Here is a 26,777-nt window from a genome sequence, read left to right on the forward strand (position 1 = left end):
CTCAGTCGGCGGCGATCATCCCGACCGCCGCGAGCGCGAGCGCCATCCCCACCTTCTGCAGCCCGCCGATCCGTTCACCGAGCAGCACCATCGCCAGCAGCACGGTCGCGGCGGGATACAGCGCGCCGATCACGCTGACCACCGACAGCATCGAGCCGTGGAAGGCGTAGAGCAGGGCGGCATTGGCGATCACGTCGAGGACGCCGATGGCCAGCGCCAACCGCAGCGGTTCACCGCGCAGGCCACGGAACTGCCCGGCTGCCAGTGCCGAGGTCCACACCACGGCGGTGGCGGCGGCGCGCTGCCCGACCAGCGGCCACAGCCCCGCGCTCGCGCTGGTCTCGTGCAGGAAGAAGAAGGCGAAGCCGAAGGCCGCGCCCGAACCGACAGTGAGCAGCGCGACCCGGCGGCTGAAGCGCAGTTCCCGGCCGCCGATGATCTCCTCGGTGGTCTCGTCGGGCGCCTCCCGGCTGACCAGCACCACCGCGACCAGCGCGAGCGCGATACCGGCCACGGCGAGGGGACCGGGTCGTTCGCCCAGGAAGAACCCGGCGATCACCGGGATACCCGCGACGAGCACCGCGGTCACCGGCGACACCACCGCCATCGGCCCGTCGGCGAGTGCGGCGTAGAACCACCACACCGCCAGGCCACTGGCCACGCCGGCGGCCAGGCCCCACATGATCGATGCGGTGTCCGGATGCCCGCCGACCAGCGGCGCGATCAGCAGGACCAGCAGCACCGACCAGGGGTAGGACACGACGACCACCCGCAGCGCGGTGACCCGCCGGGCCGCGATGCCGCCGAAGAAGTCGCTGACTCCGTAGCCCGCCGCCGCGATCAGGGCGAGCACGACGGAGACCACTAGCGCATGCCTTTGACCCGCCGACCGATCTCGCGGGTGACCTCACGCTCGGCCTGGCGGCGAGCCAGATCCTGGCGCTTGTCGTAATCCTGCTTGCCCTTGGCGAGCGCGAGCTCCACCTTCACCTTGCCGTCGGAGAAATACATCGACAGCGGCACCAGGGTCTGGTTGCCCTCCCTGGACTTGCCGACCAGATGCTCGATCTCGCGCTTGTGCAGCAGCAGCTTGCGGGTGCGCCGCGGCGAATGGTTGGTCCAGGTGCCGTGACTGAACTCCGGAATGTGCAGGCCGCGCAGCCAGACCTCACCGTTGTCGACGGTCGCGAAGGCGTCGACGAGCGAGGCCTTGCCTTCGCGCAGGCTCTTCACCTCGGTGCCGACCAGTGCGATCCCCGCCTCATAGGTGTCGAGGATCGTGTAGTTGTGCCGCGCCCGGCGGTTGGTCGCGATGACCTTCCGGCCCTTCTCCTTCATAACTGTCAACTCTATGTGACGGCGCCAGCGCTTTATTCCATGGCGTGATCAGCCGCCCGGACCCACGGCCAGGTAGAGGATCAGCGCGGCCGTGAAGACCACGATCAGGGCGACGGTGGTCCAGCGTGGTCTGCCGCGATGGACCACCGGATGGTGGGTGCCGAGCAGGTGCGGCGCGACGGCCGGGTCGACCGGGCGATGCGGTGCCGGGGGCGGGGCATCGCCGGCGGCCGCGCCGCCACCGCTGGACGTATCCTCCTCGGACCCTTCACCGTTCGCCATTTCTCGACAGTAACGCGCACCTTCCCGGTTCGTCGCGGGTTCCTCGCGGCGGATGCGGGGCCTACTCCTCGTTCAGCGTGGCCAGCACCCCCTCGCCGTAGCGGGCCAGTTTGTTCTCGCCGACACCGGCGACGGTGCCGAGGGCGGCGAGGTCGCCGGGCTTGCGGGCCGCGATCTCGCGCAGGGTGGCGTCGTGGAACACCACGTAGGCGGGCACGCCCTGTTCCTTGGCGGTCGCCGCGCGCCAGGCCCGCAGCCGCTCGAACAGCGGAACGTCGGCGGCGGGCAGGTCGACGGCGGCCTTGGCTGTCTTGGCGGCGCGGGCAGGGCGGGCCGCGCTTTCGGGTTCGCGGCGCATCGGCACCTGCCTGCCCTCGAAGAGCACTTCGTTGCTCGCGTCGGTGAGCGCGAGGACGCCGTACTCCCCCTGCACCGCGAGCAGGCCGCCGGCCAGCAGCTGCCGGACCACACCACGCCACTCGGTGTCGCGCAGATCGGTGCCGATGCCGAACACCGAGAGCTCGTTGTGCCGATGCTGGGTGATCTTCGGGTTGGTCTTGCCGAGCAGGATGTCGACGAGGTGGCCTGCGCCGAAGGCCTGTCCGCGTTCACGTTTGAGCCGCAGCACCGTCGAGAGCAGCTTCTGCGCGGGCACCGTGCCGTCCCAGGTCTGCGGCGGCTCGAGGCAGACATCGCAGTTGCCGCACGCCGAGCCGGGCTGACCGAAGTAGTTCAGCAGCTGCACCCGGCGGCAGCCCACCGTCTCGCACAGCGCGAGCATGGCGTCGAGGTGCAGTTGCAGCTGACGGCGGTGCGCCGCATCGCCCTCGCTGGAGTCGATCATCTTGCGCTGCTGCACCACATCGGCCAGGCCGTAGACCATCCAGGCGGTGGACGGCTGTCCGTCGCGGCCGGCGCGGCCGGTCTCCTGGTAGTAGCCCTCGACGGATTTGGGCAGGTCGAGATGGGCGACGAAACGCACATCGGGTTTGTCGATGCCCATGCCGAAGGCGATGGTGGCGACCACCACCAGGCCGTCCTCGCGCAGGAACCTGGCCTGGTTCTCGGCGCGGGTCCGGTTGTCCAGACCGGCGTGATAGGGCACGGCGCGCACGCCGTTCTCGGTGAGCATGGCCGCGGTCTTCTCCACCGAATTGCGCGACAGGCAGTAGACGATGCCGGCCTCACCCGCGTGTTCGGTGCGGATGAAGTCGAGCAGCTGACGGTCGGCGCGGTTCTTGCTCTCGATCCGGTACTGGATGTTGGGCCGGTCGAAGCTGGCGACGAACTGCTTGGCCGCGCCCAGATCGAGTCGTTCGACGATCTCGGCGGCCGTCTTCTCGGTGGCGGTCGCGGTGAGCGCGATGCGCGGGACATCGGGCCAGCGCTCGTGCAGCAGCGACAGCGCCAGATAGTCGGGCCGGAAATCGTGACCCCACTGGGAGACGCAGTGCGCTTCGTCGATGGCGAACAGCGCGACCGTGCCGCGGTCGAGCAGCCGCAGCGTGGATTCCAGGCGCAGCCGTTCCGGCGCGAGATAGAGCAGGTCGAGCTCGCCGGCCACGAACTGCGCCTCCACGGTGCGACGCTGATCCGGGGACTGGGTGGAGTTGAGGAAGCCGGCCCGCACACCGAGGGCGCTGAGCGCGTCGACCTGGTCCTGCATGAGCGCGATCAGCGGTGAGACGACGACGCCGACACCCGGACGCACCAGCGACGGCACCTGGTAGCACAGCGATTTGCCGCCGCCGGTCGGCATCAGGACCAGCGCGTCACCACCGCCGACGACCTGTTCGACGATGGCCGCCTGGTCACCGCGGAAGCTGTCGTAGCCGAAGACCCGGCGTAACACCTCCTCGGCGGTCTCGGGGCGGCCGGGAGCCGCGGCCAGGCCGGGGGTTGCCGGGGCGAGATCGTCGAAGTGGAGGCCGCCGGTGTCATCGAAGTCGTGCTCGGAGATGTACCCGCCGGCGGACGCGTAGGCGTCGTCGGGCGGGAAATCCTCGGGTGGGAAATCGTCGATGTCGGGGGCCGTGGCGCCGGAGTTGCTCACCGGGCCATCCTACGAGCGGGCCGCCGCCGCGCAGCCCGGCCGCGACCCCGGATCACGGCGTTCACCGGAAGTTGTCCACCTGTGGACAACTCGATTTCAGCCGCGCAAACGGGCCAGGACCTCGTCGTGGAGCAGACCGTTGGTCGACACGGCGTCGCCGCCGTGCGGGCCGGATCGGCCGTCCAGGGCGGTGAACGTGCCACCGGCCTCGCGGACCAGGATGTCGAGGGCGGCCAGGTCCCACAGCGAGACCTCCGGCTCGGCCGCGATGTCCACCGCACCCTCGGCGACCAGGCAGTAGTTGAAGAAATCGCCGTAGCCGCGGACCCGCCAGACGGCGTCGGTGAGGTCGATGAACTTCTCCCGCAGGTCGCGCTCGTGCCAGCCGGACAGGCTGGAGAAGGCCAGGCTGGCCGCGTCGAGATCGCGCACCGCCGACACCGTGATCGGCTTCGGCGCCCCCGGGTGTACCTGGGCCCACGAGCCCGACCCCGCCGCCGCCCACCAGCGCCTGCCCAGGGCGGGCGCGCTCACCACGCCGACCACCGGGACACCGTCCTCGAGCAGCGCGATCAGGCTCGCCCAGACCGGCACGCCACGCACGAAGTTCTTGGTGCCGTCGATCGGGTCGACCACCCACTGCCTGCCGGTGAACTCGGCGTCGCCACCGAATTCCTCGCCGAGCACGGCGTCACCGGGGCGTTCCTCGGCGAGCACACGCCGGATGACCTGCTCCACCGCCAGGTCGGCATCCGAGACCGGGGTGAGGTCCGGTTTCGCGTCGACCTTCAGGTCGACGGCACCGAAACGCACCCGCGAGATCGCGTCGGCCTCGTCGGCCAGTCGGAGGGCAAGGTCCAGGTCAGCGGAGTAGGCAGCCACCCGGAAAGTGTATTTGGACCATCGGCGGACTCGGGGTCGCGGGCCTGTGTTTCGGAGCGCCGGGGCGCTCGAGGTCTCGGCACTCCTCGAGGTCGGGGCGTGCGGGGCTGCGGCCGGGCGGGCGGGCTGCGGGCGGTCGCGGGCTGAGCGCGGGGTGCGTGTGTTTCGCCGTGTCGGAGGCGACCGGTAACCTAGGACATCGTGCATCCTGACGTTATCGCCGACCTCGCCGAACTCGACACCACGCTCAAGACGGTCGAGTCGGTCCTCGATGTCGAGGAGCTACGCCGTCGCATCGACGAGCTCGAGCATCAGGCCGCCGATCCCGAGCTGTGGAACAACCAGGACCACGCCCAGCAGGTCACCAGCGAGCTCTCGCACGCGCAGAGCGAACTGCGCCGCGTGGAGGACCTGCGCCAGCGGCTGGAAGACCTGCCGGTGCTCTACGAGCTGGCCGAGTCCGAAGAGGGCACGGCCGCCGCGGAGGCCACCGCCGACGCCGACGCCGAGCGTGCCTCGCTGCGCATCGACATCGAGGCGATGGAGGTGCGCACCCTGCTCTCGGGCGAGTACGACAAGCGTGACGCGCTGGTCAACATCCGTTCCGGCGCCGGTGGCGTCGACGCCGCAGACTGGGCGCAGATGCTGATGCGCATGTACATCCGCTGGGCCGAGCGGCACAAGTACGTCGTCGAGGTCTACGACACCTCCTACGCCGAAGAGGCCGGGATCAAGAGCGCCACCTTCGCGGTGAAGTCGCCGTATGCCTACGGCACGCTCTCGGTCGAGATGGGCACCCACCGCCTGGTGCGGATCAGCCCGTTCGACAACCAGGGCCGCCGCCAGACCTCCTTCGCCGAGGTCGAGGTGCTGCCCGTGGTGGAGACGACCGACCACATCGAGATCCCCGACGGTGACGTCCGCGTCGATGTGTACCGCTCGTCCGGTCCGGGTGGTCAGTCGGTCAACACCACCGACTCCGCGGTGCGCCTGACCCACATCCCCACCGGCATCGTGGTCACCTGCCAGAACGAGAAGTCGCAGCTGCAGAACAAGATCTCGGCCATGCGGGTGCTGCAGGCCAAGCTGCTCGAGCGCAAGCGTCAGGAGGAGCGTGCCCAGATGGACGCGCTCAAGACCAACGAGGGCGCGTCCTGGGGCAACCAGATGCGTTCCTATGTGCTGCACCCCTACCAGATGGTCAAGGACCTGCGCACCAACCATGAAGTCAACAATCCGACCGCGGTGCTCGACGGTGACATCGACGGCTTCATCGAGTCCGGAATCCGTTGGCGCATGCGGGATCAGGCCGACGCGTAGCCACCGGTTCGCTCGGTCGATCCGCGCGGGCTCGCGGTTGACCGGGCACTGTGACCGCGCTGTAACCTTTTCGGTGTGAACGACCTTCTGGCGATCAACTCCGGCTCAGCCATCACCGCGTGGCTGCGGTCCAGTGGGCTGGAGATCGTGCTCCTGGTCGTCGGGGCTGTGCTGTTCGGCCGTTTCGCGGCGTTCGTGCGCGACCGGGTGACCACCAGGATCGACTCCGGTTTCCGCTCCAGCGACGCCCTGGTCCGTACCGAAGCGGCCAAGCACCGCCACGCATTGGCCCAGGTCATCACGTGGGTGGTGCTCACCATCGTCTACGTGCTGGTCGGCATGGAGGTGCTGCGCAGGCTGGGCTTCGCGGTGACCGGGCTGGTCGCGCCCGCGGCGGTGCTCGGTGCCGCGCTGGGCTTCGGCGCGCAGCGCATCGTGCAGGACATCCTGGCCGGGTTCTTCCTCATCACCGAACGCCAGTACGGCTTCGGTGATGTGGTCCGGATCAATGTCGTCGGTGCCGTCGAGGCGGCCGAGGGCACCGTCGAGGATGTGACGTTGCGCATCACCACGCTGCGCGATTCCGACGGTCAGGTGGTCACGGTCCCCAACGGCCAGATCGTCAAGGTCACCAATCTGTCCAAGGACTGGGCGCGTGCCGCGATCGACGTGCCGGTCTCGGCCCAGGCCGACATCACCAAGATCAACGAGATCCTGCACGAGGTGTGCACCGAGGCCTACGAGGATCCGCGGCTCCAGCCATTGCTGCTCGACCAGCCGTCGGTGATGGGTGTGGAAGGGCTTTCGCTCGACGAGATGAACATCCGGATGGTTGCCCGCACATTGCCCGGCAAACAATTCGAAGTGGGCCGCGAACTGCGCGTACGGGTCGCCGCGGCCCTGCGTAAGGAAGGAATCAGTGAAACTGCGTAAGTCCACGGCGATCCTGATGGCCACCTGGCTGTCGACCTTCGCCGTCTATATCCTCGTCAAACCCGCCGAACCCACCGAAGCCACACCGACCACGCTGCTCAACTCGGTCCCGGCCTGGGCCGATCCGACCCGCTGACACCTCACCGGCCCGGTCACCGGGCGGTCGCTGGCTACACTGGCTCCCCGTGATCACCATGCGCAACGTCACCAAGTCGTACAAGACCTCGACGCGGCCGGCGCTGGACAACGTCTCCGTCGACGTGGACAAGGGCGAATTCGTCTTCATCATCGGCCCGTCCGGTTCCGGGAAGTCGACCTTCATGCGGCTGCTGCTCAAGGAGGAGTCGCCGACCGCGGGCGAGATCAGGGTGTCCGATTTCCGGGTCGATCGGCTGCCGGGCCGCAAGGTGCCGAAATTGCGTCAGCGGATCGGCTGCGTGTTCCAGGACTTCCGGCTGCTGCAGCAGAAGACCGTGGAACAGAATGTGGCCTTCGCGCTGGAGGTGATCGGCAAGCGGCGCCAGTTCATCGAGCGCACGGTGCCGGAGGTGCTCGACATGGTCGGGCTGGGCGGCAAGGGCAATCGGCTGCCCTCGGAGTTGTCCGGTGGTGAACAGCAGCGGGTCGCGATCGCACGCGCGTTCGTCAACCGGCCGCTGGTGCTGCTCGCCGACGAACCGACCGGCAACCTCGATCCCGACACCAGCGCCGACATCATGGCGCTGCTGGAGCGGATCAACCGCATCGGCACCACGGTGCTGATGGCCACCCACGACAACCACATCGTCGACGCCATGCGCAGGCGGGTGGTGGAGCTCGACCACGGCAGACTCGTGCGCGACGAGGCGACCGGTGTCTACGGGGTGGGGCGATAATGCGACTGAGTTTTCTGTTCACCGAGGTCGCCGACGGCCTGCGCCGCAATCTGACGATGACCGTCGCGATGATCCTGACCACCGCGGTATCGCTGATGATGCTCGGCGGCGGCATGCTGTCGGTGCGGATGGCCGACAAGACCGAGAACTTCTTCATCGGCCGCCTCGAGGTGCGTTTCTACCTCGACGAGGCCGTCTCCGCCACCGACCCCGACTGCGCGGCCGAGCCGTGCAAGTCGCTGCTGGCTGATCTGAAGTCGACCTCGGGTGTGGAGAGCGTACAGTTTCTCAACCGCGCCGACGCGCTGGAGGAGGCGAAGAAGCTCTTCGCCGATCAGCCGGAGATGGTGCAGTACATCAGCGATTCGCCGCTGCCCGCCTCGTTGCGGGTGAAGATGACCGACGCCGATCAGTACCAGCACATCTACGACGGTTTCGCGACCCGGCCCGGCGTGCGGATCGTGGCCAACGACAAGGAGTTCGTCGACCGGCTGGTCAGCCTGTTCGACGGGTTGCGCAATGCCGCGTTCGGGCTGGCGCTGGTGATGGCGCTGGCGGCGATGTTGCTGGTGCTGAACATGGTGCAGATCGCCGCGTTCACCCGGCGCACGGAAGTCGGCATCATGCGCCTGGTCGGCGCGACCCGCTGGTACACCCAGCTACCGTTCCTGCTCGAGGCGGTGGCGGCCGCGTTCGTCGGCTCGGTGCTGGCCGTCCTCGGACTGGTGATCGCCCGGCCACTGGTGATCGACCGGGCACTCGGCCCGCTGTTCGACAGCAATGTCTTCCCGCGTATCACCGGCGACGACATCGCGGTGGTGGCGCTGACCATCGCACCGATCGGCATCGTCTTCGCGGCGGTGACGGCCTACCTGACGCTGCGCTTCTACGTCCGCGAATGAGGCGGCTTCACGCAGCACCACAATTGGACCAATGATCACCAGGCCATGAGGGATTTTCCTTCTCGGGCGATGTCTCCCTGGTGGCCTGGTGATCAACTGTCCAGCTCGGCGTGACGGGGTTATGGGTCAGCCCAGGGTGCGTAGGTGGGGCCAGCGGATGGACCAGGGTTGGTGGGGGTCGCGGCAGACGAACATGGGTGCGCCCTGTTCGTCGTTGTCGAGGTCGAGGCCGTTGTCGATCGTGCCCGCCGGTTCTACGACGGCGCACAGGGTGGTGACGCGGGTGTGGTCGAGGCCGACGGTGAGTACCGTGGTCGCGGTGTCCGGCGGCGGGCCCCACCACCAGTAGGCGTTGTGGCCGGAATACGGTGTCGGCAGGCCGTATTCGGCGCCGTAACGCTCGATGGCGCCGGCTTCGCCGTAGTTCGCGGTGAGCACGGCGGCGCCCGGCGGGCGGGCCGCCGCCACCTGGGCGACGAACCCGGGCCAGCCGACCGTTTCCCCCGCGTCGTAGTTCACCGCCGGGACGGGCGAGTCGGCGAGTTGGGTCACCGGCAGGACCGGCAGGAACAGGACCGCCGACAGCGCGGCGTTCAGTACGAGGGCCGAACCTACCGCCGCCCAGCGCTTTCCGCGGTCACCGAGCGCCGAGGCGAGGCCGACCGAACCGGCCGCGAGCAGGATCGGGTACATCCCGCCGAGGTAGTACGCCTTGCCGCCCGCCGCCAGGAAGACGACGAACAGCAGCCCGTAGGCGAGGGCGAACGCCCGATACCGCGAGTGCCACAACCGCCACAGCCCATAGCCCCACAGTGGCACCAGCAGGGGGCCGAACAGCCCGAACTGCAAGAGCACGAACATGATCGGCGAATCCGAGGTCCCCGACGACCCGCCCGCGATCGCCCGACTCAGCGCCCACTGCGGCCAGCCGTTGGCCGCCTGCCACCACAGATACGGCGCCACGAGCACCGCCGCGAGCCCGATTGCCATCGCGAAGTACCTGGTGGCGAACACTTTTCGCGGCCCGGTCAGCAGCAGCGCCACGACGAGCGCGCCGACGGGCACGACCAGCAGTACCTTGTTCTGCACCCCGAGCCCAGTCACCGCCCCGACCGCGAGCCACCAGCGCGGATCGGCGCCGCGCAGCAATTTCAGTATCAGCAGGCAGATCACCGACCAGGCGGCCAGGTCGACGACGGAGGTGCCGAGCTGGTGTCCGGCCGCCTGCACCAGTGCCGCACCCGCCACCGCACCCGCGGCGAGCGCCCGCGCGCCGCGTCCGCCGCCCAGTTCCTTCGCCATCAGCCCGGCACACACCACCACGACGGTGGCGGCGGCGATCGCGGGCAGGCGCAATACCCAGAGGGCATCGGGGTCGATCGCGGACATGAGCCGGGCCAGGGCCGGGGTCAGTGGCGGCTGATCGGGGTAGCCCCAGTCCAACCGGCGGCCTGCCGCCAGGAAGTACAGCTCGTCACGGTGGTAGCCGTACCGCGTCGTGGTGATCAACAGAACGAGGGCGAAAACCGGCACGATCACGGTCACTCGTCCAGAATGACACGGATCGCAGGATTTCAGCGATATCGGCAGTGCTTCTTACTCCAGAGTAAGATAGACTTACCGAGGAGTAAGATAGGCGGGGCCGACAGCGCCCCGACAGCCGAGGAAATCAGGTGATGATGAGCACTCGAGACAGCGCGACGAAGCGACGTCCGAACGACACGTCCGCGGTCGGTCTCAGCCAGCCCAAGCGGGACTGGATGGGCACCGCGATGCGCGCTTTGACGACCATTACCGGGTCGGAGCTCGCCGAGAAGTACAACTTGCGCAAGCCCATCGAGCGAGTCACCTACGAGGGCACCAAGACCGGGTTCCGCACCCTGGGCGCGGCCACCCGGACCTTCGCCAAGGTCACCGGCGGCGGCAAGCCGCAGCGGCTGGCCGACAACGAGTCCAAGACCAAGGACTACTTCGACCTCACCCCGTCCGACGAGCAGCAGATGATCGTCGAGACCGTCAAGGACTTCGCCGGCGAGATCCTGCGCCCGGCCGCCTACGAGGCCGACAACGCCGCCAAGGCCCCGCGCGACCTGCTCGAGCGCGCCGCCGAACTCGGCATCACCCTGATCAATGTGCCCGAGGAACTCGACGGCGCCGCCGCCGAACGCGGCGCGGTCACCAACTCCCTGGTCGCCGAGGCGCTCGCGCACGGCGATATGGGCCTCGCGCTGCCGATCCTGGCGCCCAGCGGTGTCGCCGTCGCGCTGTCGCAGTGGGGCACCGACGCCCAGCAGAAGACCTACCTGCCCGCCTTCACCGGCGAGAACGTGCCGCAGGCTTCGGTGGTCATCACCGAGCCGCGCGCGCTGTTCGACCCGTTCGCGCTGCAGACCAAGGCCACCCGCTCCCCCAGCGGCTACCGCCTCAACGGTGTGAAGAGCCTGGTCCCGGCCGCCGCCGACGCCGAACTGTTCGTCGTCGCCGCCGAGCTCGACGGCCGCCCCGCGCTGTTCCTGGTCGAGTCCGACACCGCGGGCGTGTCCGTGGAAGCCGATCCGAGCATGGGTCTGCGCGCCGCGGGCCTGGGCCGGCTGATCCTGGACAACGTGGCCGTGGGCACCGACGCCGTACTCGGCGACGCCGACGCCAAGGTGCGCGCCGCCGAATACGGCGACGCCGTGCAGCTGGCCCGCCTCGGCTGGGCCTCGCTGGCCATCGGCACCGGCCAGGCCGTGCTCGACTACGTGATCCCCTACGTCAACGAGCGCGAGGCGTTCGGCGAGCCCATCTCGCATCGGCAGGCGGTCGCCTTCATGGTCGCCAACATGGCGATCGAGCTCGACGGCCTGCGCCTGGTGACCCTGCGCGGCGCCTCACGCGCGGAGCAGGGACTGTCCTTCGCCCGGGAGGCGGCGCTGGCGCGCAAGCTGGCCACCGACAAGGGCATGCAGATCGGTCTGGACGGCGTGCAGCTGCTCGGCGGCCACGGCTTCACCAAGGAACACCCGGTCGAGCGGTGGTACCGCGACCTGCGAGCCGTCGGCGTCGCCGAAGGCATCGTGTTGGTGTAAGCGGCCCGTTTCTTACCTTCCAGGAGACTTCCCATGATCAATCTCGAACTCCCCAAGAAGCTGAAGGCGAGCGCCAACCAGGCCCACCAGGTCGCCTCGCAGATCTTCCGTCCGATCTCGCGCAAGTACGACCTCGCCGAGCACGAGTACCCGGTCGAGCTCGACACCATGGCCGCCATGATCGAGGGCCTGTCGGATTCCGGCACCCAGAAGATCGGTGGCGCCGCGGGTGGCCGCGGTGACGAGGCCGATGCCGACCTGATCGCCAATGCCAACGGCGGCAACATGTCCGCGCTGCTCAACGCGCTGGAAACCTCGTGGGGCGATGTCGGCCTGATGCTGACCATCCCCTACCAGGGCCTGGGCAACGCCGCCATCGCCGCGGTCGCCACCGACGAGCAGCTCGAGCGCTTCGGCAAGGTGTGGGCCGCGATGGCCATCACCGAGCCGTCCTTCGGTTCGGACTCCGCCGCCGTCACCACCACCGCCGTGCTCGACGGCGACGAGTGGGTCCTCAACGGCGAGAAGATCTTCGTGACCTGCGGTCAGCGCGCCACCCACATCGTGGTGTGGGCCTCGGTCGACAAGAGCCTGGGCCGCGCGGCGATCAAGTCCTTCGTCGTGCCCCGCGACGCTCCCGGCCTGTCGGTGGCGCGGCTCGAGCACAAGCTCGGCATCAAGGCCTCCGACACCGCCGTGCTGCTGCTGCAGGACTGCCGCATCCCCGCCGACAACATTCTCGGCTCGCCGGAAGTCAATGTGGAGAAGGGTTTCGCGGGGGTCATGCAGACCTTCGACAACACCCGTCCGCTGGTGGCCGCCATGGCGATCGGTGTCGCCCGCGCCGCGCTCGAGGAGCTGCGCGGCATCCTCACCGAGGCCGGTGTCGAGATCTCCTACGACACCCCCGCGATGAACCAGCACGCCGCCGCCGCCGAATTCCTGCGGATGGAAGCCGATTACGAGTCGGCCTACCTGCTGGCGCTGCGCGCGGGCTGGATGGCCGACAACAAGAAGCCCAACTCGCTCGAGGCCTCGATGTCCAAGGCCAAGGCGGGCCGCACCGGCACCGACGTCAGCCTCAAGGCCGTCGAACTGGCCGGCAGCCTCGGCTACTCGCAGCGACTGCTCCTGGAGAAGTGGGGCCGAGACTCCAAGATCCTCGACATCTTCGAGGGCACCCAGCAGATCCAGCAGCTGATCGTGGCTCGCCGGGTGCTCGGGAAGTCCAGCGCCGAACTCAAGTGAGCTGACCGCTTGATCGAAGCCGGTGCGAGTCTCGTTTTCTCGCACCGGCTTTCGCGTGTCGGCGGGGCGATGCGCGGCGGGTGATGTCCGGACTGTGGGCACGGTCCATCATTCGTCGCTGCAGGTCGAGGTCGGCTGCCGGTCCCGGCGGGCCGGGAACGGCAGCTCGGCGGCGGCTGGCGTGCGATGATCGGCGGATGGCGAACGGGAATCCGGTGTTGATCCTCTGGGTGGCCGGCGGCGTGGCCGTCGGGCTGCTGGTGGCGAACTGGAGTCCGGTGCGCGCGGTGATCTACGCGGTGGTGTGGCTGGTGGCGGCGGGAATTCTGTTCGCGCGCGGGCAGCTGCGGCGTAAGCCGGCGCCTGAGGAGTCCACCGGCGGGGAGTGAGTTACAAGCGCGAGGTGTCGTCGAGGTGCAGGCGGCGGTCCAGGCGGTGGGGGTTCAGGTCGAGGAGTTCGCGGTCCCAGTGGGCCAGGTCGGCGGCCGCCGCGTAGGTGGTGTCGAGGAATTCGAGCAGCGTGGCGTCAGGGTCGGCCGAACGGCGCACTGACTCGTAGGGCAGGACGAACTCGCCGAGGGAATCGTCCCAGTGCGCGGCCGCGGGGCCCGCCGGCCTGGTCGAATATCCCCCCGGCGCCGGGTAGGAGTAGGCGTAGAACATGCCTTCGGCACCGCCGGGCCAGAACCCCGCGCTGGCGCATTCGCGCGAGTACGCCTCCTCCATCACCCAGTCCGCGCAGTTCGGCGCGCCGCCGGGGTGCGGGGGCGCGCTGCGGCCGGAGAACCGGGTGCAGGCCAGGTCGAACGAACCCCAGAAGACGTGGACGGGACTGGATTTTCCGGCGAAACCGGCGCGCCAGAGCTGGAACACCCGGTCGATCTGGACGAGCTGCTGCCAGAACAGCCCGACGGCCTCGGCGTCGTAGGAACCGTGCGTGGTGTCGCGGGCGAACGGGATCGCGGGATCGACCTCGTTGGGCGAGGCTTCGATGTCGACCGCCACGTTCAGGCTGTCGAGGACATCGCGCAGTTCGGCGTAGAAGTCGGCGACGGTGCGCGGGCGCAGCGCGAGGTGGGCGCCGCCGCCGTCGCTGGTGCGCAGGGTCAGCTCGTGGTCGACGAAGTCGAATTCGAGGTCGAGCACGCGCCCGTCGACCGGGATGGCGCCGGTGCGCAGGCCGCGCGCGCTCACCCGCGAGGTGACGTTCCACCAGTGGTTGACCAGCGCGGTCCCCGACAGCTGCAGTTTGCCGACGATCTGCAACCACATGTGCAGGGTGTCGCGGGTATCGGACCAGGAGTCGACGCTCAGCTCGGGCCAGGTGGCGCCGGCGGGGGTGAGACGGGCCATTTCCTCATCGTACGTGCGCACGCTGGGGTCCCCCGGCAGCCGAGCCACCGCGCGCCGCTATTGTCTGAGACCCTGAGTCTCATATAAAGTGGGACGTGCGCCACACGAAGGAGACATCACCGATGCTGTCGACATCTGTCAAGAACACCGCGACCGATCCCGAGTACCACGAGATCCTGCGCAACCTGTCCGAAGGCTCGGTGAACCGGCACTTCGATCCCTACCTCGACATCGACTGGGATTCACCGGAATTCGCCGTGCACGCCGACGATCCGCGCTGGATCATGCCCGCCGAGGACCCGCTGGGCCGCCACCCCTGGTACAAGGCGCAGCCGGTCGAGAAGCAGATCGCGATGGGCATGTGGCGTCAGGCCGGCATCGCCAAGGTGGGCCTGGACTTCGAGCAGCTGCTGATCCGCGGCCTAATGCAATACCTGGTCTCGGCGCCCAACGGTGACCCGGAATTCCGCTACGTCACCCACGAGGCGGCCGAAGAGTGCAACCACACGATGATGTTCCAGGAGATGATCAACCGCATCGGCTATCGCGATGTGGTCGGCATGGGCACCATCGACCGCAAGCTGACGATGATCATCTGGCCCGCCGTGAAGTACTTCCCCGAGTTGTTCTTCACGATGGTCCTCGGCGGCGAGGAACCGATCGACCACCTGCAGAAATCACTGCTGCGCGCGGGCGTCGACCTGCATCCGATGGTGCACCGCGTCATGCAGATCCACGTGGCCGAGGAGGCCCGCCACATCTCCTTCGCGCACGAGTACCTGCGCCGCAACGTGCCGGGAATGAACCCGGTGACCAAGGCCGCGCTGTCGGTGCTGTTCCCGATCGCGATGCGGATCATGCTCGACATGATCATGACCCCGCCGAAGGAATTCGTGGAGAAGTTCGACATCCCCGCCGAGGTGATGCGCGAGGCCTACTGGAACGACGCCGAATCCCAGACCACCATCCGCAACATCTTCGGTGACGTCCGCGCGCTGGCCACCAACAGCGGCATGATGAACCCGATCGCCAAACTCACCTGGCGCCTGCTCGGCATCGACGGCCCGGCCACCCGCTATCGCAGCGAGCCGGCCCGGAAAGTCGCCTGAGGCAAAGCGGGGAGTCCACTGTACACAGCGATGTACAGTGGACTATGGCTGATTACGAGACGGTGCCACTGACCGAGTTGCGGGGTCAGCTCGGTAGTGTTTTCGACGGTGTGTCCGCGAGCGGACGGCCGGTGATCGTGACGCGGGAGGGGAAGGAGCTGGTCGCGGTGGTACCTGCTGAGGTGTTGCGGCACGGGGCATTACCCCCGGCCTACTTCAACGACGATCTGCGCGAGCAGATCCTCGGCAAGCTCGACGACCGGATCCAGCAGCATTCCGCGGCCGAGATCGCCGACGCGGAAGCGAAACTGAGCACCTTGATGGGCGCGTTGAACGGCACGGCCGCGAGCGAGCGGTGAGCGTCGCCGATCACACCGCCCTCACCTCGCTGGCGCGTTCGCCGCTGTTCGGGCAGGTGATCATGCGCCAGTTCACCCAGCAGCGCCGGATCATGGTGGTGCCGACGGTGAGCCTGATGGCCGCGATGCGCGCGGTCGACAACATCGACGAACTCGGCCGCCTGCTCGACAACCGCGTCGCCGTGCGCTGGGCCGAGCTCGACGCCGCCACCGCGATCCGCACCGGCACCACCGTCCCGATCGCCGACGACCACGTCGACTGGCCGTTGATCGCGCCGGTCGTGTTCACCGCGCAGAACCTCGACATGCCGGTACTGACCGCGAAACCGGAGCTCTATCGCGGCTACAAAGTGCAGGTCGCCCCCATGCCGTGATAGCGGGGTGGTCTCGAATGTGACGGAGGTCTCCGTTACGGTGCTCGGGTGAAAGCAGTACCAGGAACACTCGAGGAGAGCTGGTTATGCATCATTTGAGTTTCATGCGCCGTTTCACCACCGCCGTCGCCGCCACCTCGGCCGCGGTCGCCATCGTCTTCGCCGCTCCGGCGGTCGCCGATCCCGCACCGCAGACCGTCGATGTGGCCGCGGCGGTCGCGCAGCTGCGGACCACCGTCGCCGACGATCCGGGCGCACTGGCGGCACTGGACGAGCTGGTCGCCGACGGCACGGTCGACGTGGCCCTGCCCGCACAGCCCTTCCAGATCCCGGCGACCTCCGACATCGGCCAGAACGGCGGCGGCCCCGGCGTCTACGGCTCGGGCATCGCCCTGGACATCGACGGTTTCCGCTTCGGCTTCTTCGGCGGCCCCGGCACCCTCTCGCCGAATCAGAGCGGCGCCAAGCTCGAGGTGATGTGGCTGAACCTGTCCAACGGGCAGAGCGGCACCGCCGTGCTCACCGAGCACCAGGACGTTCCGGTCGACACCACCATCCGCACCGCGGCGCTGAACACCGGCGGCGGCCTGATCGTCGCCGCGGTCTATGGCACCCTGTGGCACCGCTGGTCGGTCCCGGTCGACGAGCAGCACCCCGACGGCTACGCCTACCAGCTGGGCACCATCCAGCAGCCGTCCTTCGGCGCCGTCACGCGCTGATCGAGGATTCGCGGCGCATCCCGGTCGCGGCCGGGGTGCGCCGTCGCGTTCCGGGGATCGCGGAGGTGGGATCGCCGCGCGAGAGACTCGGCGTGGCGTAGGTTGACCGCGTGGATCTGGTCGACCGACTCGAAGAACTGGAGCGGCGCGTCGCCGCCTTGGAGACGACACAAGCCGCCGGTGGCGACGCGCAATTGCCGTGGGCGGTAGCGCGTTTGCGGCAGGAATTCGAAGACACCGGCGTGCGCAACGGCGGCATTCTGCTGGCGGGCGCGCTGCAACTGCCGACCGGTGAGCGGCTGGACTGGCAGGCCCAGTTCGCCACCGACGCCATCGTCGGCGACATCTGGACCATCGAGGCCGCCAATTGCCTTGCGGTGCTCGCCAATCCGGTCCGGCTGCGGCTGCTCCAGGAGATCGTCTACGGCCGCCGCACCGCGGCCGACCTGGCCGCGCTGGAGGAATTGGGCTCCTCGGCCGACATCTATCAGCATCTGCGTCAGCTCGCTGCGGTCGGCTGGTTGCAGACCGCGGGACTCGGCCGGTTCGAGGTGCCCGAGGGCAGGCTCGTTCCGCTGTTGGCCGCGCTGGCCAGCGCGCAACGCTGAACGGCGAAATGTCTCAATTGCCCAATTCAAATACTGTGACCTAGGACACATTCACTGCTACGGTGAGCATCGAGAACAGCGATGTGCGGAGGTAGCCGGTGAACGTGTCCCATCTGCTCGAAAGCGTGAAGGCGCTCGGGGTACTGCGCTCGAAAGGCGTCACCGACCCCACCAAGCCGCTCGAGACGCTGCGCACGATGAAGGAATCCAAGATCTACGGCCCGCAGGCCACCCTGGTCCGGCATTCCGCGCGCGTCGCACCCGAGCAGGTCGCCCTGGTCGACGAGCGCGGCGAGCTGACCTACCGGGAACTCGACGAGCAGTCCACCGCCATCGCCCGCGGGCTGCAGGCCGCCGGCATCGGCGAGGGCACCGTCATCGCCGTGCTGGCGCGCGATCACCGCGGCCTGATCATGTCGATGATCGCGGCGGGCAAACTGGGCGCGCGGATCACGCTGATGAACACCGGGTTCGCCAAACCGCAGTTCGCCGAGGTGTGCGAACGCGAGCACGTGCGCGCGGTGCTGCACGACAGCGAGTTCCTGGGCCTGCTCGACGCTCTGCCCGCCGAGCTGCCGCGCTACCTCACCTGGGTCGACGAGGGCACCGAGCTGCCCGCGGGCGCCACCACCTTCGACGATCTCATCGTGAACAACTCGACCGAGCACCTGCCGCCGCCGAGCAAGCCGGGCGGGTTCATCATCCTGACCAGCGGCACCACCGGTCTGCCCAAGGGCGCCCCGCGCACCAAGGTGACACCGATGGCCACCGCGCAGTTCGTGGACCGGGTGCCGTTCCCCAAGCGCGGCACCATGATGATCGTGTCGCCGATCTTCCACAGCACAGGTCTGGCCACCTGGCTGGTCGGCACGATCCTGGCGAACAAGATCGTGATGCGGCGCCGCTTCGACGCCGAGGCCACCCTCGCCGCGATCGCCGAGCACAAGGTCGAGATGCTGGTCGCGGTGCCGACCATGCTGCACCGGTTGACCGAGCTGCCCGCCGAGGTGCGCGCCAAGTACGACCTGTCCTCGCTGAAGGTCATCCTGTTCGCCGGCTCCGCGCTCACCCCCGAGCTGTGCATCCGAGCCACCGAGACCTTCGGCCCGGTCCTCTACAACCTGTACGGCTCCACCGAGGTGGCCATCGCGACCATCGCCAATCCGGCCGAACTGGCCGAGGCGCCGGGCACGGTCGGGCGCTCCCCCATCACCTGCGAGGTCCGCCTCTACGACGACAACGACCAGCGCGTCACCGCCGCCGAGACCGCGGGCCGGATCTTCGTGCGCAGCGGCGCCCCGTTCGAGGGCTACACCGACGGACGGCACAAGCAGATCATCGACGGGTACATGTCCAGCGGCGACGTCGGCCACTTCACCGCCTCCGGCCTGCTCATGGTCGACGGGCGCGACGACGACATGATCGTCTCCGGCGGCGAGAACGTCTTCCCGCAGGAAGTGGAGAACCTGCTGGTCGAGCGGCCGGATGTGTTCGACGTGGCGGTCGTCGGCGTCGACGACGTGGAGTTCGGCAAGCGCCTGCGCGCGTTCGTGGTGCTCGAGGAGGGCCACACCACCGACGCCGCCGAGATCCAGGCGCACGTGAAGTCGAACCTGGCCAGGTTCAAGGTGCCGCGTGAGGTGATCTTCGTCGACGAGCTGCCGCGCAATGCCACCGGGAAGATCTTGCGGCGGGTGCTGGTCGACTATGAGGTGTCACAGTGAGACCGGCGAGTATCTGAAACTGCTTGTCACCGGAACCGGCGGTACTTGATACTGTGAGGGCCAGCACTGGATCTCGATGTCGCGGTCCGGCCTCCTCGTCCTGGGCCGCCGCCGGAAGGCTGTTCGATGTCTCTGTCTCTGCCCGCGCTCGGTGGCACCGCTCGTCGCGCCGGTGATTTCGCGCTCGGCGTCAAGGTCATGATGGATCGCAAACTGTTCGATCCCTTGCGTCCCGACCACGCCGTCCGCTCGTTCTTCAATGTCTCGAAGTTCGGGCCGTTCGCCGGCGTGGTCATGCACGCGGCGCAGTCGCGGCCGGACGCGGGCGCGATCGTCGACGAACACGGTGAACTCACCTTCGGCATGCTCGACGAGCAGTCCAACGCGTTCGCCCGTGGCCTGCGGGCCAGTGGTGTCGCCGAGGGCGATGTGATCGCGGTGCTGGCCCGCGATCATCGTGGCATGGTGCTGAGCCTGCTGGCCGCGGGCAAGCTCGGCGTGCGGGCGGTGCTGATGAACACCGGTTTCGCCAAGCCGCAGTTCGCCGATGTGGCCGCGCGCGAGCAGGTCAAGGCGGTGCTGCACGACAGCGAGTTCGTCGACCTGATGAGCGCCATCCCGGCCGAGATCCCGCGGGTGCTCACCTGGGTCGACGAGGCGCACGGCGTCGACCCGTCGATCCCGACCATCGAGTCGCTCTCGGCGGGCCGCTCGGCCGCGCCGCTGGCCGCGCCCGCCAAGCCCGGCGGCATGGTCATCCTGACCAGCGGCACCACCGGCACGCCCAAGGGCGCACCGCGCGACAAGGTTTCGCCGTTCGCCTCGGCGCAGTTCGTCGACCGGGTGCCGCTGCCCAACAACGGCACCATGATCATGGCCGCGCCGATCTTCCACGGCACCGGCCTGTCCCAGTTCACCCTCGGACTGGCACTGGGCAACCGGGTGATCTTCCAGCAGCGCAAGTTCGATCCGGAGCTGACGCTGGCCAATATCGTGAAGCACCAGGCCGATTCGCTGGTCGTGGTGCCGACGATGCTGCAGCGCATCCTCGATCTGGACGAGAGCGTGCTGGCGAAGTACCGCCCGCGGAGCATGAAGGTGATCTTCGCGGCGGGCTCGGCCATCGCGCCCGATGTGGTGACCCGCACGCTGGACTACTTCGGCGACACCCTCTACAACCTCTACGGCTCCACCGAGTGCGCGGTGATGACGGTGGCCACGCCCGAGGATCTGCGCAAGGCGCCGACCACCGCGGGCAAGGCGCCGGTCGGCATCCGGATCGTGCTGCTCGACGAGAACCGCAAGCCGATCACCGCGCCGAATATCACCGGAACCATTTTCGTGGACAACGGTTTCGCCTTCGCCGGCTACACCGACGGCCGCACCAAGGAGATGGTCGACGGGATGATGTCCAGCGGTGACGTCGGCCATTTCGACGCCGACGGGCTGCTCTACATCGACGGCCGCGACGACGACATGATCGTCTCCGGCGGCGAGAACGTCTTCCCGCTCGAGGTGGAGAACCTGATCGCCGGTCGCGCCGATGTGTTCGAGGCGGCCGTGGTCGGCGTCGACGACCGCGACTACGGCAAGCGGCTGCGCGCCATCGTGGTGCCCGGGCCGGAGTCGGCGCGCGACGCCGCGGAGATCAAGGAATACGTGCGCGCGAACCTGGCCCGCTACAAGGTGCCGCGCGAGGTGATCTTCGTCGACGAGCTGCCGCGCAACGCGACCGGCAAACTGCTGCGCAAGCCGCTGATCGAGATGTCGGCCGAGGAGGCCTGAGCGCCTCGGGCGCCGGATTCCGGTCGTCTATCATCAACCGGTGATCATCGAGTTCGAGCAGGCGTCCGCGCCGTCGCGTGCCGTCGGCGCGCGGCTGCGCGGTGCCTGCGCGGGCGCGATGTCGGGAGCCCTGTCCCTGGCCGCGCACGGGCTGGCCGGCGGCGGCGCGCTGCCCGGCAGCACCACGATCGTGCTGCTGGCCGCGGTGTCCGCCGTGGTCGGCGCCGTCGTCACAGGTATCGGCCCGCTCCGCGACGGGGCACTCGGGCTGGCCGCGGTCCTGCTGGGCGGTCAGCTGCTCGGCCATTCGACCATGAGCTGGTCCGGGCACGCCCACCACGGCGACGACACGCTCGGGCTCGGCATGCTCACCGCGCACGCCGTCGCCGCGACCCTGGCCGCCGCGATCATCGTGGGCACCGAGGCCGCCTACCGTATCGGCACCGCCGTCCTGGCCCGGATCCTGCCGCTGCGCTACCGCTCCCCCCGCATCCCCGACCCGGCGCCACTGCGCCTGGCCCACCGCGACCGCGTCATCCTGCGAATCTTCGCCGCGCACTCCCTACGCACCCGCGGCCCACCCCTCTCGATTCCTTTCTGACATTCCCCCACCCGGTACACGGACTACCACCGTGCACTGTCCCCGCCCTTTGGTCCCGTTCCTCGGCGAGCTGCTACGCCCGGCAGCGGATGTGCCGCGTTCCGCGCACATCCGCTGCTGGCGCAGCCAGAACGCCCGATAACGATCCAGCGCGCGCGACAGTGCCATGCCCGCCGCACCTGAAAATGCTACGCAGACCACGCTCAGCGGCGTTTGACTCGACAGCGTTGGCCAACGCGCTCGACAGCGCAAGGCCACAACGCTCGACAGCACTCGGCCCACCGCGCTCGACAGGGTTAGGTTCGCTGCCCACGTCGGCGACGCGCCGGATCAGGGCGCCGCTGGACTGTGTGTTCGCACAGCGCTCGGCCCACCGCGCCCACCAGCGCAAAGCCACAACGCTCGACAGCACCCAGCCCACCGCGCTCGACAGGGTTAGGTTCGCTGCGCTCGACAGGGTTCAGTTCGCTGCCCGAGTCGGCGACGCGCCCGATCAGGGCGGCGCTGGACTGGGCGCTCGCACGGCGCTCGACAGCGTGGTCGGCCGGTCTCTGGACCCGATGGTCCAGGCGTCCGGCGACCGCGCGCCGGCATCCAGCGTCGCCGGCGCACGCGCGTCGGCGGCTTGGCCGTCGGGCGTGGCAGCCACAGCGTTCGGCACGGCAGGTCCGTAGCACCGGGTTCCAGACCTCCAGAAACGAATCATCATGAGCATCACGGACGCTCGTCCGGCCGAGGTCGAGACCTCGGCACCCGTATCCTCCGAACCCTCCCGCCGCCGGGCCGTGCGCCTGGCCCCACTCGCGCTGCGCGTGCACTTCTACGCCGGCATCTTCGTCGCGCCGTTCATCCTGATCGCGGCACTCACCGGCGCGCTCTACGCGATCGCGCCGACTCTCGAGCAGATCGTCTCGCGCGATCTCCTGCACGTCGACACCACCGGCCCCGACCAGGCGCTGTCGGCGCAGGTCGGTGCGGCGGTAGCGGCCCGGCCGGACCTGACGCCGGTCGCCGTCGCGCCCGCGCCAGGGCTCGGCGACACCACTCGCGTGCTGTTCAACGATCCGATGCTCGGTGATTCCGAGCGGCTGTCGGTCTTCGTCGACCCGCATACCGCGCGACCGGTCGGCGAGGCCGTGGTCTACGGCAGTGGCGGGGCGCTGCCGCTGCGGGCCTGGCTCAGCGAGTTCCATCGCAGCCTGCACTTGGGCGAACCCGGCCGGCTCTACAGCGAACTGGCCGCGTCCTGGCTGTGGGTGATCGCGCTGTTCGGCCTGGTGCTGTGGGTGCGGCGGGTGCGTAAGCGGCGGGCCCGATCCGGCGCGCAGTGGCTGCTGGCGCCGGATCTGTCCCAGCCCCGGCGCCGGAAGATGAACTGGCACGGCGCGATCGGGCTGTGGATCCTGCCGGTGGCGGTGCTGCTGTCGGCCACCGGGATGACCTGGTCGGCCTACGCGGGCGAGAACGTCACGAAGCTGCGCGAGGAACTGAGCTGGACCACCCCCGCCGTCACCGCGACCCTGCCCGGCGCGACCGGCCCGGCCCGGACCGCAGGCGGCGATCACCACAGCGGCGGCACCGTCGCGCCCGCCCCCGCCGATCCGGCCGCCACCATCGCCCAGCTCGATCGGGTGTACGCGGTGGCCGAGGCCGAAGGGGTCACCCAGGGCGCGGAGATCACCATCCCGGGCGTGCCCGGGCAGGCGTTCGTGGTCAAGGAGCTGCGGCTGCCCGGCACCTACGCCGTCGATGCCGTCGCGGTCGACGGCGCGAGCGGCGTGCTCACCGACCGGCTGGCCTATGCCGACTGGCCGCTGATGGCCAAGCTCACCAACTGGGGCATCGCCTTCCACATGGGGCTGCTGTTCGGGCTGCCGAATCAGCTGTTGCTGCTGGCGATCATGCTCGGCCTGGCCACAGTGCTGGTGTTCGGCTATGTCATGTGGTGGCAGCGACGACCGACTCGCAAGGCCACCCGCCTGGCCGTCGGGGCACCGCCGCGCCGCGGCGTCCTGCTGCGCACCTCGCCGTGGATCACCGTTCCGCTGGTGCTCGCCACGGTCGCGGTCGGCTGGTTCGCGCCGCTGCTCGGCCTGAGCCTGCTCGCCTTCCTGATCGTCGACCTCGCCCTCGGTGTGGCCGCCCGCGCCTACCCGGACGTCTGACCGATCGGCGAAACCACTTCGCCGACAACCGGACCGCCCGTCACTCGCCGCCGGGACGAAAACCGGACAGAATCGACAGGTATCCGGTAGTCGGTGAAGGGATGTCTGTCGCATGGCGGTCACACGTCGGGAACTGCTGCGATTCGGCGTCGCCGGGTCGGTCGCGGCGGCGATCGGGGCGTCGGCGGTGAGCAGTGCGCGATTCGCCGCGCCGCGCCGCCTGGGCGAGGACATGTTCTCCCTGGGCGTCGCGTCCGGTGAACCGACGCCCGACGGGGTGGTGCTGTGGACGCGGCTGGCGCCCGACCCGCTCGATCCCGACGGGTACGGCGGCATGCCGATCGACCCGGTGACCGTGGACTACGAGGTCGCCGAGGACGAGCGTTTCGCGAAGGTGGTGGCGCGCGGGTCGGCGGTGGCCACCCGCGCACTCGGGCACAGCGTGCATCCCGAGGTCACCGGGCTGGCCCCGGACCGGTGGTACTTCTACCGGTTCCGGGCCGGTTCGGCGCTCTCACCGGTCGGGCGTACCCGCACCGCGCCCGCGAGCGGTGAACACACCGACCGGATGCGGTTCGCGTTCGCCTCCTGCCAGTCCTGGAGTTCCGGGTACTACACGGCTTACGAGCACCTCGCCGCCGAGGACCTCGACCTGGTCGTCCACCTGGGCGACTACATCTACGAGACGTCGTGGTTGCTCGCCCGGCGCGGCGCGCACATGCCACCGCAGCTCGAGGGCGAGGCGGTGAACCTGGCCGGATACCGCCTGCGCTATGCCCAGGCCAAAGCCGAGGCACCGTTGCAGGCGGCGCACGCGGCGTTCCCCTGGCTGGTCACCCTCGACGACCACGAACTCGACAACAACTGGGCCGGCGAGCACCCGGGCCTCGGCCTGGACATCTCCCGGCTCCCACCCCTGTTCCGGCGCCGCAAGGCCGCCGCCTTCCAGGCCATGTACGAGCATCAGCCGATGCGCCTGGCCCAGCTGCCCGCCGGGCCGAGCGTGCACCTGCATCGCCGCTACCGCTTCGGCGATCTGGCCGAGTTCACCATGATCGACACCAGGCAGTACCGCTCCGCGCTGGCCTGCGGCGACGGTACGGCCGTCGTCGGCTGCGCCGAACGGCTCGCCCCGGACCGCACGATTCTCGGTGCGGCGCAGCGTGACTGGCTCGTCGAGGGCCTGGCCACCTCCCCCACCCGCTGGCAGGTGCTGGGCAACCAGGTCGCGATGGCGCAGTCCGACTACGACGCGGGCCCCGACCTGCTGGTCGGCACCGACGCCTGGGACGGCTATGTCGCCGACCGCAATACCGTGCTCGGCGCGGCGGCCGAGCGCGCGGCGGGCAATCTGGTGGTGATCACCGGCGACCGGCACGAGAACTACGTCGCCGATCTGCGCGCGGACTACAGCGATCCCGAATCACCGGTGGTCGCCACCGAATTCACCGGCACCTCGATCACGACCGGTGGCGACGGCGCCGACCTCACCGACACCGGCCGGATCCTGCTCGCGGCCAATCCGGACCTGAAGTTCTACAACCGGCAGCGCGGTTATGTTCGTGTCGAGCTCGATCATCAGCTGTGGCGCAACGATTTCCGCGTCCTGCCCTACATCACCCGACCGGGCGCGCCGGTCAGCACCCGCGCGAGTTTCGTGGTCCAGGACGGTGTTGCGGGAGCCGTTCCAGGGTGAGGCTCAGGGCACGGCGACCGGACGCAGGCAGCTATCCGGCGGGGTGAGGATCGAGCAGAACGCGGGTGCACGCGTGGGGCGGTAATCCGCGGGCACGCCGTTGGCCGCGGTGACGGCGCGATAGGCGGGCACCGCGTCGGTGGGGCGGCGGGTCAGGCCGGGATCGGTGGTCACGTCCACCGTGTAGAGGCCGAAACGTGGTGCGTAGCTACCCCATTCGTAGTTGTCGGTGAGGCTCCAGTAGTTGTAGCCGAGCACCTCGATGCCGTCGAGATCGGCGCGCTGGATCCAGTAGACGGTGTCGCGCAGGTGGTCCGCGCGGGTGTAGCCGTCGGCGCGCGGCGCGCCGTTCTCGGTCGGCAGCCCGTTCTCCACCACATACAGCGGCAGGCCGGGGAACTTCTCGGCGTAGGCGCGCAGGTTGTAGTAGATGCCCTCGGGCTCGATGGTGTTCTTCCACAGTTCGTCGCCCAGCAGCGCGGTAGTGGGCGGCTGCTGGAGCGAGGACCCGTAGTAGAAGTCGATCCCGAGGTAGTCGAGCTTGTCGCGGACCCGGTCGATGAACAGCAGGTCCGTCAGGTTCTGCACCACCGGATACTGCGCCACATTGCTGGTGACCATCGCCCCGGGCTGACGCTGATGGATGTAGTCGTAGATCTCGCGGTGCGCGCGCACCAGCCGGTCGAACATCGGCACGGCATCGGGCAGCCCGATGTCACCGATCTTGATCGACTGCGCCACATAGCCCATCGGTTCGTTGATGGTCACCCACAGCGGATCCAGGGGCGCGTACCGATCGACCACCCGGCGCATATTGGCCAGCCAGCGCGTCACCATCTCCGGACTGCGCCAGCCGCCCTGGTCCGCCGCCCAGCCGGGAATCACCCAGTGGTCGAGGGTGAGCATGGGGCGCATTCCCGCCGCGCGGATCTTGCGCACGACCGCGTCGTAGAAGCCGAAATCGGCGTCGTCCCAGACGCCCGGCCGTGGCTGGACCCGCGCCCATTCGATGCTGAGGCGGAAGACCCGCACCCCCAGCCCCGCCGCCAGGTCGATGTCCTCGGCGTAGCGGGTGTAGAAGTCGACCGAATCGCCGTACCGGTCGCGAGCCCTGCCCGATTCGGCGTAGCGGCGCCAATTGCTGTCCGGCGCATGACCTTCGGACTGGAAGCCGGACATCGAGACGCCCCAGAGGAAGTCGTCGCCGAGCGCGGGGACCGTCGCCGGTGCGGGTGTCGCCGACGCCGTGGTCATCGCGCTGGTCATGAGGGCGAGTGCCGCCAGCAGTGTGCACAGGATGCGCGTAGGTCTCATTCCGCAAGATCTCCCAGGAGCGGCTCGGTCCGGTATCGCACGGACTCTACTGGTCATCTGTCCAAG

General features: G+C 69.0%; 26 protein-coding genes. 18 read left to right on the forward strand and 8 right to left on the reverse strand.

Translation table 11 applies throughout. The features are described 5' to 3' along the window. Position 1 precedes the first annotated feature (1 nt). From ACFXK0_RS01710 to hisN, 5 genes are all read right to left on the reverse strand, one after another. Positions 2 to 865 (reverse strand): EamA family transporter, encoded by an 864-nt coding sequence (locus ACFXK0_RS01710; RefSeq protein ID WP_379407719.1) that lies wholly within the window; start codon positions 863 to 865, stop codon positions 2 to 4. Beyond that, positions 865 to 1,338, reverse strand: a complete 474-nt coding sequence (smpB, locus tag ACFXK0_RS01715) for an SsrA-binding protein SmpB (protein WP_110036321.1) — start codon at positions 1,336 to 1,338, stop codon at positions 865 to 867. The genes ACFXK0_RS01710 and smpB overlap by 1 nt, the downstream gene beginning before the upstream one ends. Positions 1,339 to 1,386: 48 nt before the next feature. Beyond that, the gene (locus tag ACFXK0_RS01720; RefSeq protein ID WP_379407721.1) at positions 1,387 to 1,620 is read right to left on the reverse strand and encodes a hypothetical protein; all 234 of its coding nucleotides are present in this window, start codon (positions 1,618 to 1,620) and stop codon (positions 1,387 to 1,389) included. A 61-nt stretch (positions 1,621 to 1,681) separates the two neighbouring features. After that, complete coding sequence (gene recQ, locus ACFXK0_RS01725; protein ID WP_379407722.1) at positions 1,682 to 3,673, reverse strand: DNA helicase RecQ; 1,992 nt, start codon at positions 3,671 to 3,673, stop codon at positions 1,682 to 1,684. A gap of 96 nt (positions 3,674 to 3,769) precedes the next feature. After that, positions 3,770 to 4,555, reverse strand: coding sequence for a histidinol-phosphatase (hisN, locus tag ACFXK0_RS01730; protein ID WP_379407723.1), 786 nt, complete (start codon positions 4,553 to 4,555; stop codon positions 3,770 to 3,772). A gap of 201 nt (positions 4,556 to 4,756) precedes the next feature. On the opposite strand from hisN, the gene prfB reads away from it, so the two are divergent. From prfB to ftsX, 5 genes are all read left to right on the forward strand, one after another. Then, positions 4,757 to 5,875 (forward strand): peptide chain release factor 2, encoded by a 1,119-nt coding sequence (gene prfB, locus ACFXK0_RS01735; RefSeq protein WP_379407725.1) that lies wholly within the window; start codon positions 4,757 to 4,759, stop codon positions 5,873 to 5,875. A 75-nt stretch (positions 5,876 to 5,950) separates the two neighbouring features. After that, positions 5,951 to 6,808: a mechanosensitive ion channel family protein gene (locus ACFXK0_RS01740; RefSeq protein WP_379407726.1), complete on the forward strand. Its 858-nt coding sequence runs from the start codon at positions 5,951 to 5,953 to the stop codon at positions 6,806 to 6,808. Next, the gene (locus ACFXK0_RS01745) at positions 6,795 to 6,944 is read left to right on the forward strand and encodes a hypothetical protein (RefSeq protein ID WP_379407727.1); all 150 of its coding nucleotides are present in this window, start codon (positions 6,795 to 6,797) and stop codon (positions 6,942 to 6,944) included. The genes ACFXK0_RS01740 and ACFXK0_RS01745 overlap by 14 nt, the downstream gene beginning before the upstream one ends. Before the next feature lie 49 nt (positions 6,945 to 6,993). Beyond that, positions 6,994 to 7,683 (forward strand): cell division ATP-binding protein FtsE, encoded by a 690-nt coding sequence (gene ftsE, locus ACFXK0_RS01750; RefSeq protein ID WP_379407728.1) that lies wholly within the window; start codon positions 6,994 to 6,996, stop codon positions 7,681 to 7,683. Then, on the forward strand, positions 7,683 to 8,585 hold the full coding sequence (ftsX, locus tag ACFXK0_RS01755; protein WP_379407729.1) for a permease-like cell division protein FtsX: 903 nt from the start codon (positions 7,683 to 7,685) through the stop codon (positions 8,583 to 8,585). Before ftsE ends, ftsX begins: the two co-directional genes overlap by 1 nt. A 126-nt stretch (positions 8,586 to 8,711) precedes the next feature. On the opposite strand, the gene ACFXK0_RS01760 is transcribed toward ftsX, so the two are convergent. Then, on the reverse strand, positions 8,712 to 10,130 hold the full coding sequence (locus ACFXK0_RS01760; protein ID WP_379407730.1) for a glycosyltransferase family 39 protein: 1,419 nt from the start codon (positions 10,128 to 10,130) through the stop codon (positions 8,712 to 8,714). Positions 10,131 to 10,261: 131 nt separating this feature from the next. Between ACFXK0_RS01760 and ACFXK0_RS01765 the strand changes: the two genes are divergently transcribed. The 3 genes from ACFXK0_RS01765 (at position 10,262) to ACFXK0_RS01775 (ending at position 13,293) form a co-directional block, all read left to right on the forward strand. After that, positions 10,262 to 11,656 (forward strand): acyl-CoA dehydrogenase family protein, encoded by a 1,395-nt coding sequence (locus tag ACFXK0_RS01765; protein WP_379407731.1) that lies wholly within the window; start codon positions 10,262 to 10,264, stop codon positions 11,654 to 11,656. Between the two features lie 33 nt (positions 11,657 to 11,689). Next, a complete protein-coding gene (locus ACFXK0_RS01770) occupies positions 11,690 to 12,904 on the forward strand; it encodes an acyl-CoA dehydrogenase family protein (RefSeq protein WP_379407733.1) in 1,215 nt (404 codons plus the stop codon). 197 nt (positions 12,905 to 13,101) lie between these two features. Then, positions 13,102 to 13,293 carry a hypothetical protein gene (locus tag ACFXK0_RS01775; RefSeq protein WP_379407734.1) on the forward strand — a complete coding sequence of 64 codons (192 nt, stop codon included), beginning with the start codon at positions 13,102 to 13,104 and terminating at the stop codon, positions 13,291 to 13,293. Between the two features lies 1 nt (position 13,294). Here the strand turns inward: ACFXK0_RS01775 and ACFXK0_RS01780 are convergent, their stop codons facing one another. Then, positions 13,295 to 14,257: a DUF5996 family protein gene (locus ACFXK0_RS01780; RefSeq protein ID WP_379407735.1), complete on the reverse strand. Its 963-nt coding sequence runs from the start codon at positions 14,255 to 14,257 to the stop codon at positions 13,295 to 13,297. Between the two features lie 122 nt (positions 14,258 to 14,379). Between ACFXK0_RS01780 and ACFXK0_RS01785 the strand changes: the two genes are divergently transcribed. The 10 genes from ACFXK0_RS01785 (at position 14,380) to ACFXK0_RS01830 (ending at position 25,397) form a co-directional block, all read left to right on the forward strand. After that, positions 14,380 to 15,366: a diiron oxygenase gene (locus tag ACFXK0_RS01785; protein WP_379407736.1), complete on the forward strand. Its 987-nt coding sequence runs from the start codon at positions 14,380 to 14,382 to the stop codon at positions 15,364 to 15,366. 44 nt (positions 15,367 to 15,410) lie between these two features. Continuing rightward, positions 15,411 to 15,725 carry a type II toxin-antitoxin system Phd/YefM family antitoxin gene (locus ACFXK0_RS01790; RefSeq protein ID WP_379407737.1) on the forward strand — a complete coding sequence of 105 codons (315 nt, stop codon included), beginning with the start codon at positions 15,411 to 15,413 and terminating at the stop codon, positions 15,723 to 15,725. Beyond that, positions 15,722 to 16,099: a hypothetical protein gene (locus ACFXK0_RS01795; RefSeq protein WP_379407738.1), complete on the forward strand. Its 378-nt coding sequence runs from the start codon at positions 15,722 to 15,724 to the stop codon at positions 16,097 to 16,099. Before ACFXK0_RS01790 ends, ACFXK0_RS01795 begins: the two co-directional genes overlap by 4 nt. 86 nt (positions 16,100 to 16,185) lie before the next feature. Beyond that, positions 16,186 to 16,818 (forward strand): hypothetical protein, encoded by a 633-nt coding sequence (locus tag ACFXK0_RS01800; RefSeq protein WP_379407739.1) that lies wholly within the window; start codon positions 16,186 to 16,188, stop codon positions 16,816 to 16,818. Between the two features lie 110 nt (positions 16,819 to 16,928). After that, the gene (locus ACFXK0_RS01805; RefSeq protein ID WP_379407740.1) at positions 16,929 to 17,426 is read left to right on the forward strand and encodes an ArsR/SmtB family transcription factor; all 498 of its coding nucleotides are present in this window, start codon (positions 16,929 to 16,931) and stop codon (positions 17,424 to 17,426) included. Between the two features lie 98 nt (positions 17,427 to 17,524). Then, the gene (locus ACFXK0_RS01810; protein WP_379407741.1) at positions 17,525 to 19,150 is read left to right on the forward strand and encodes an acyl-CoA synthetase; all 1,626 of its coding nucleotides are present in this window, start codon (positions 17,525 to 17,527) and stop codon (positions 19,148 to 19,150) included. Between the two features lie 126 nt (positions 19,151 to 19,276). Then, entirely contained in the window at positions 19,277 to 20,935 is a 1,659-nt protein-coding gene (locus tag ACFXK0_RS01815; RefSeq protein ID WP_379407742.1) for an acyl-CoA synthetase, read from the forward strand. Positions 20,936 to 20,975: 40 nt separating this feature from the next. Further along, positions 20,976 to 21,536 (forward strand): hypothetical protein, encoded by a 561-nt coding sequence (locus ACFXK0_RS01820; RefSeq protein WP_379407743.1) that lies wholly within the window; start codon positions 20,976 to 20,978, stop codon positions 21,534 to 21,536. 707 nt (positions 21,537 to 22,243) lie between these two features. Further along, positions 22,244 to 23,701 (forward strand): PepSY-associated TM helix domain-containing protein, encoded by a 1,458-nt coding sequence (locus ACFXK0_RS01825; protein ID WP_379407744.1) that lies wholly within the window; start codon positions 22,244 to 22,246, stop codon positions 23,699 to 23,701. Positions 23,702 to 23,813: 112 nt separating this feature from the next. Then, entirely contained in the window at positions 23,814 to 25,397 is a 1,584-nt protein-coding gene (locus ACFXK0_RS01830; protein WP_379407745.1) for an alkaline phosphatase D family protein, read from the forward strand. 3 nt (positions 25,398 to 25,400) lie between these two features. Here ACFXK0_RS01830 and ACFXK0_RS01835 read toward each other — a convergent pair whose 3' ends face one another. Further along, positions 25,401 to 26,711, reverse strand: coding sequence for a family 1 glycosylhydrolase (locus ACFXK0_RS01835; protein WP_379407746.1), 1,311 nt, complete (start codon positions 26,709 to 26,711; stop codon positions 25,401 to 25,403). Positions 26,712 to 26,777: the final 66 nt, after the last annotated feature.

Source organism: Nocardia sp. NPDC059177, from assembly GCF_042755165.1.
Classification (GTDB): Bacteria; Actinomycetota; Actinomycetes; order Mycobacteriales; family Mycobacteriaceae; genus Nocardia.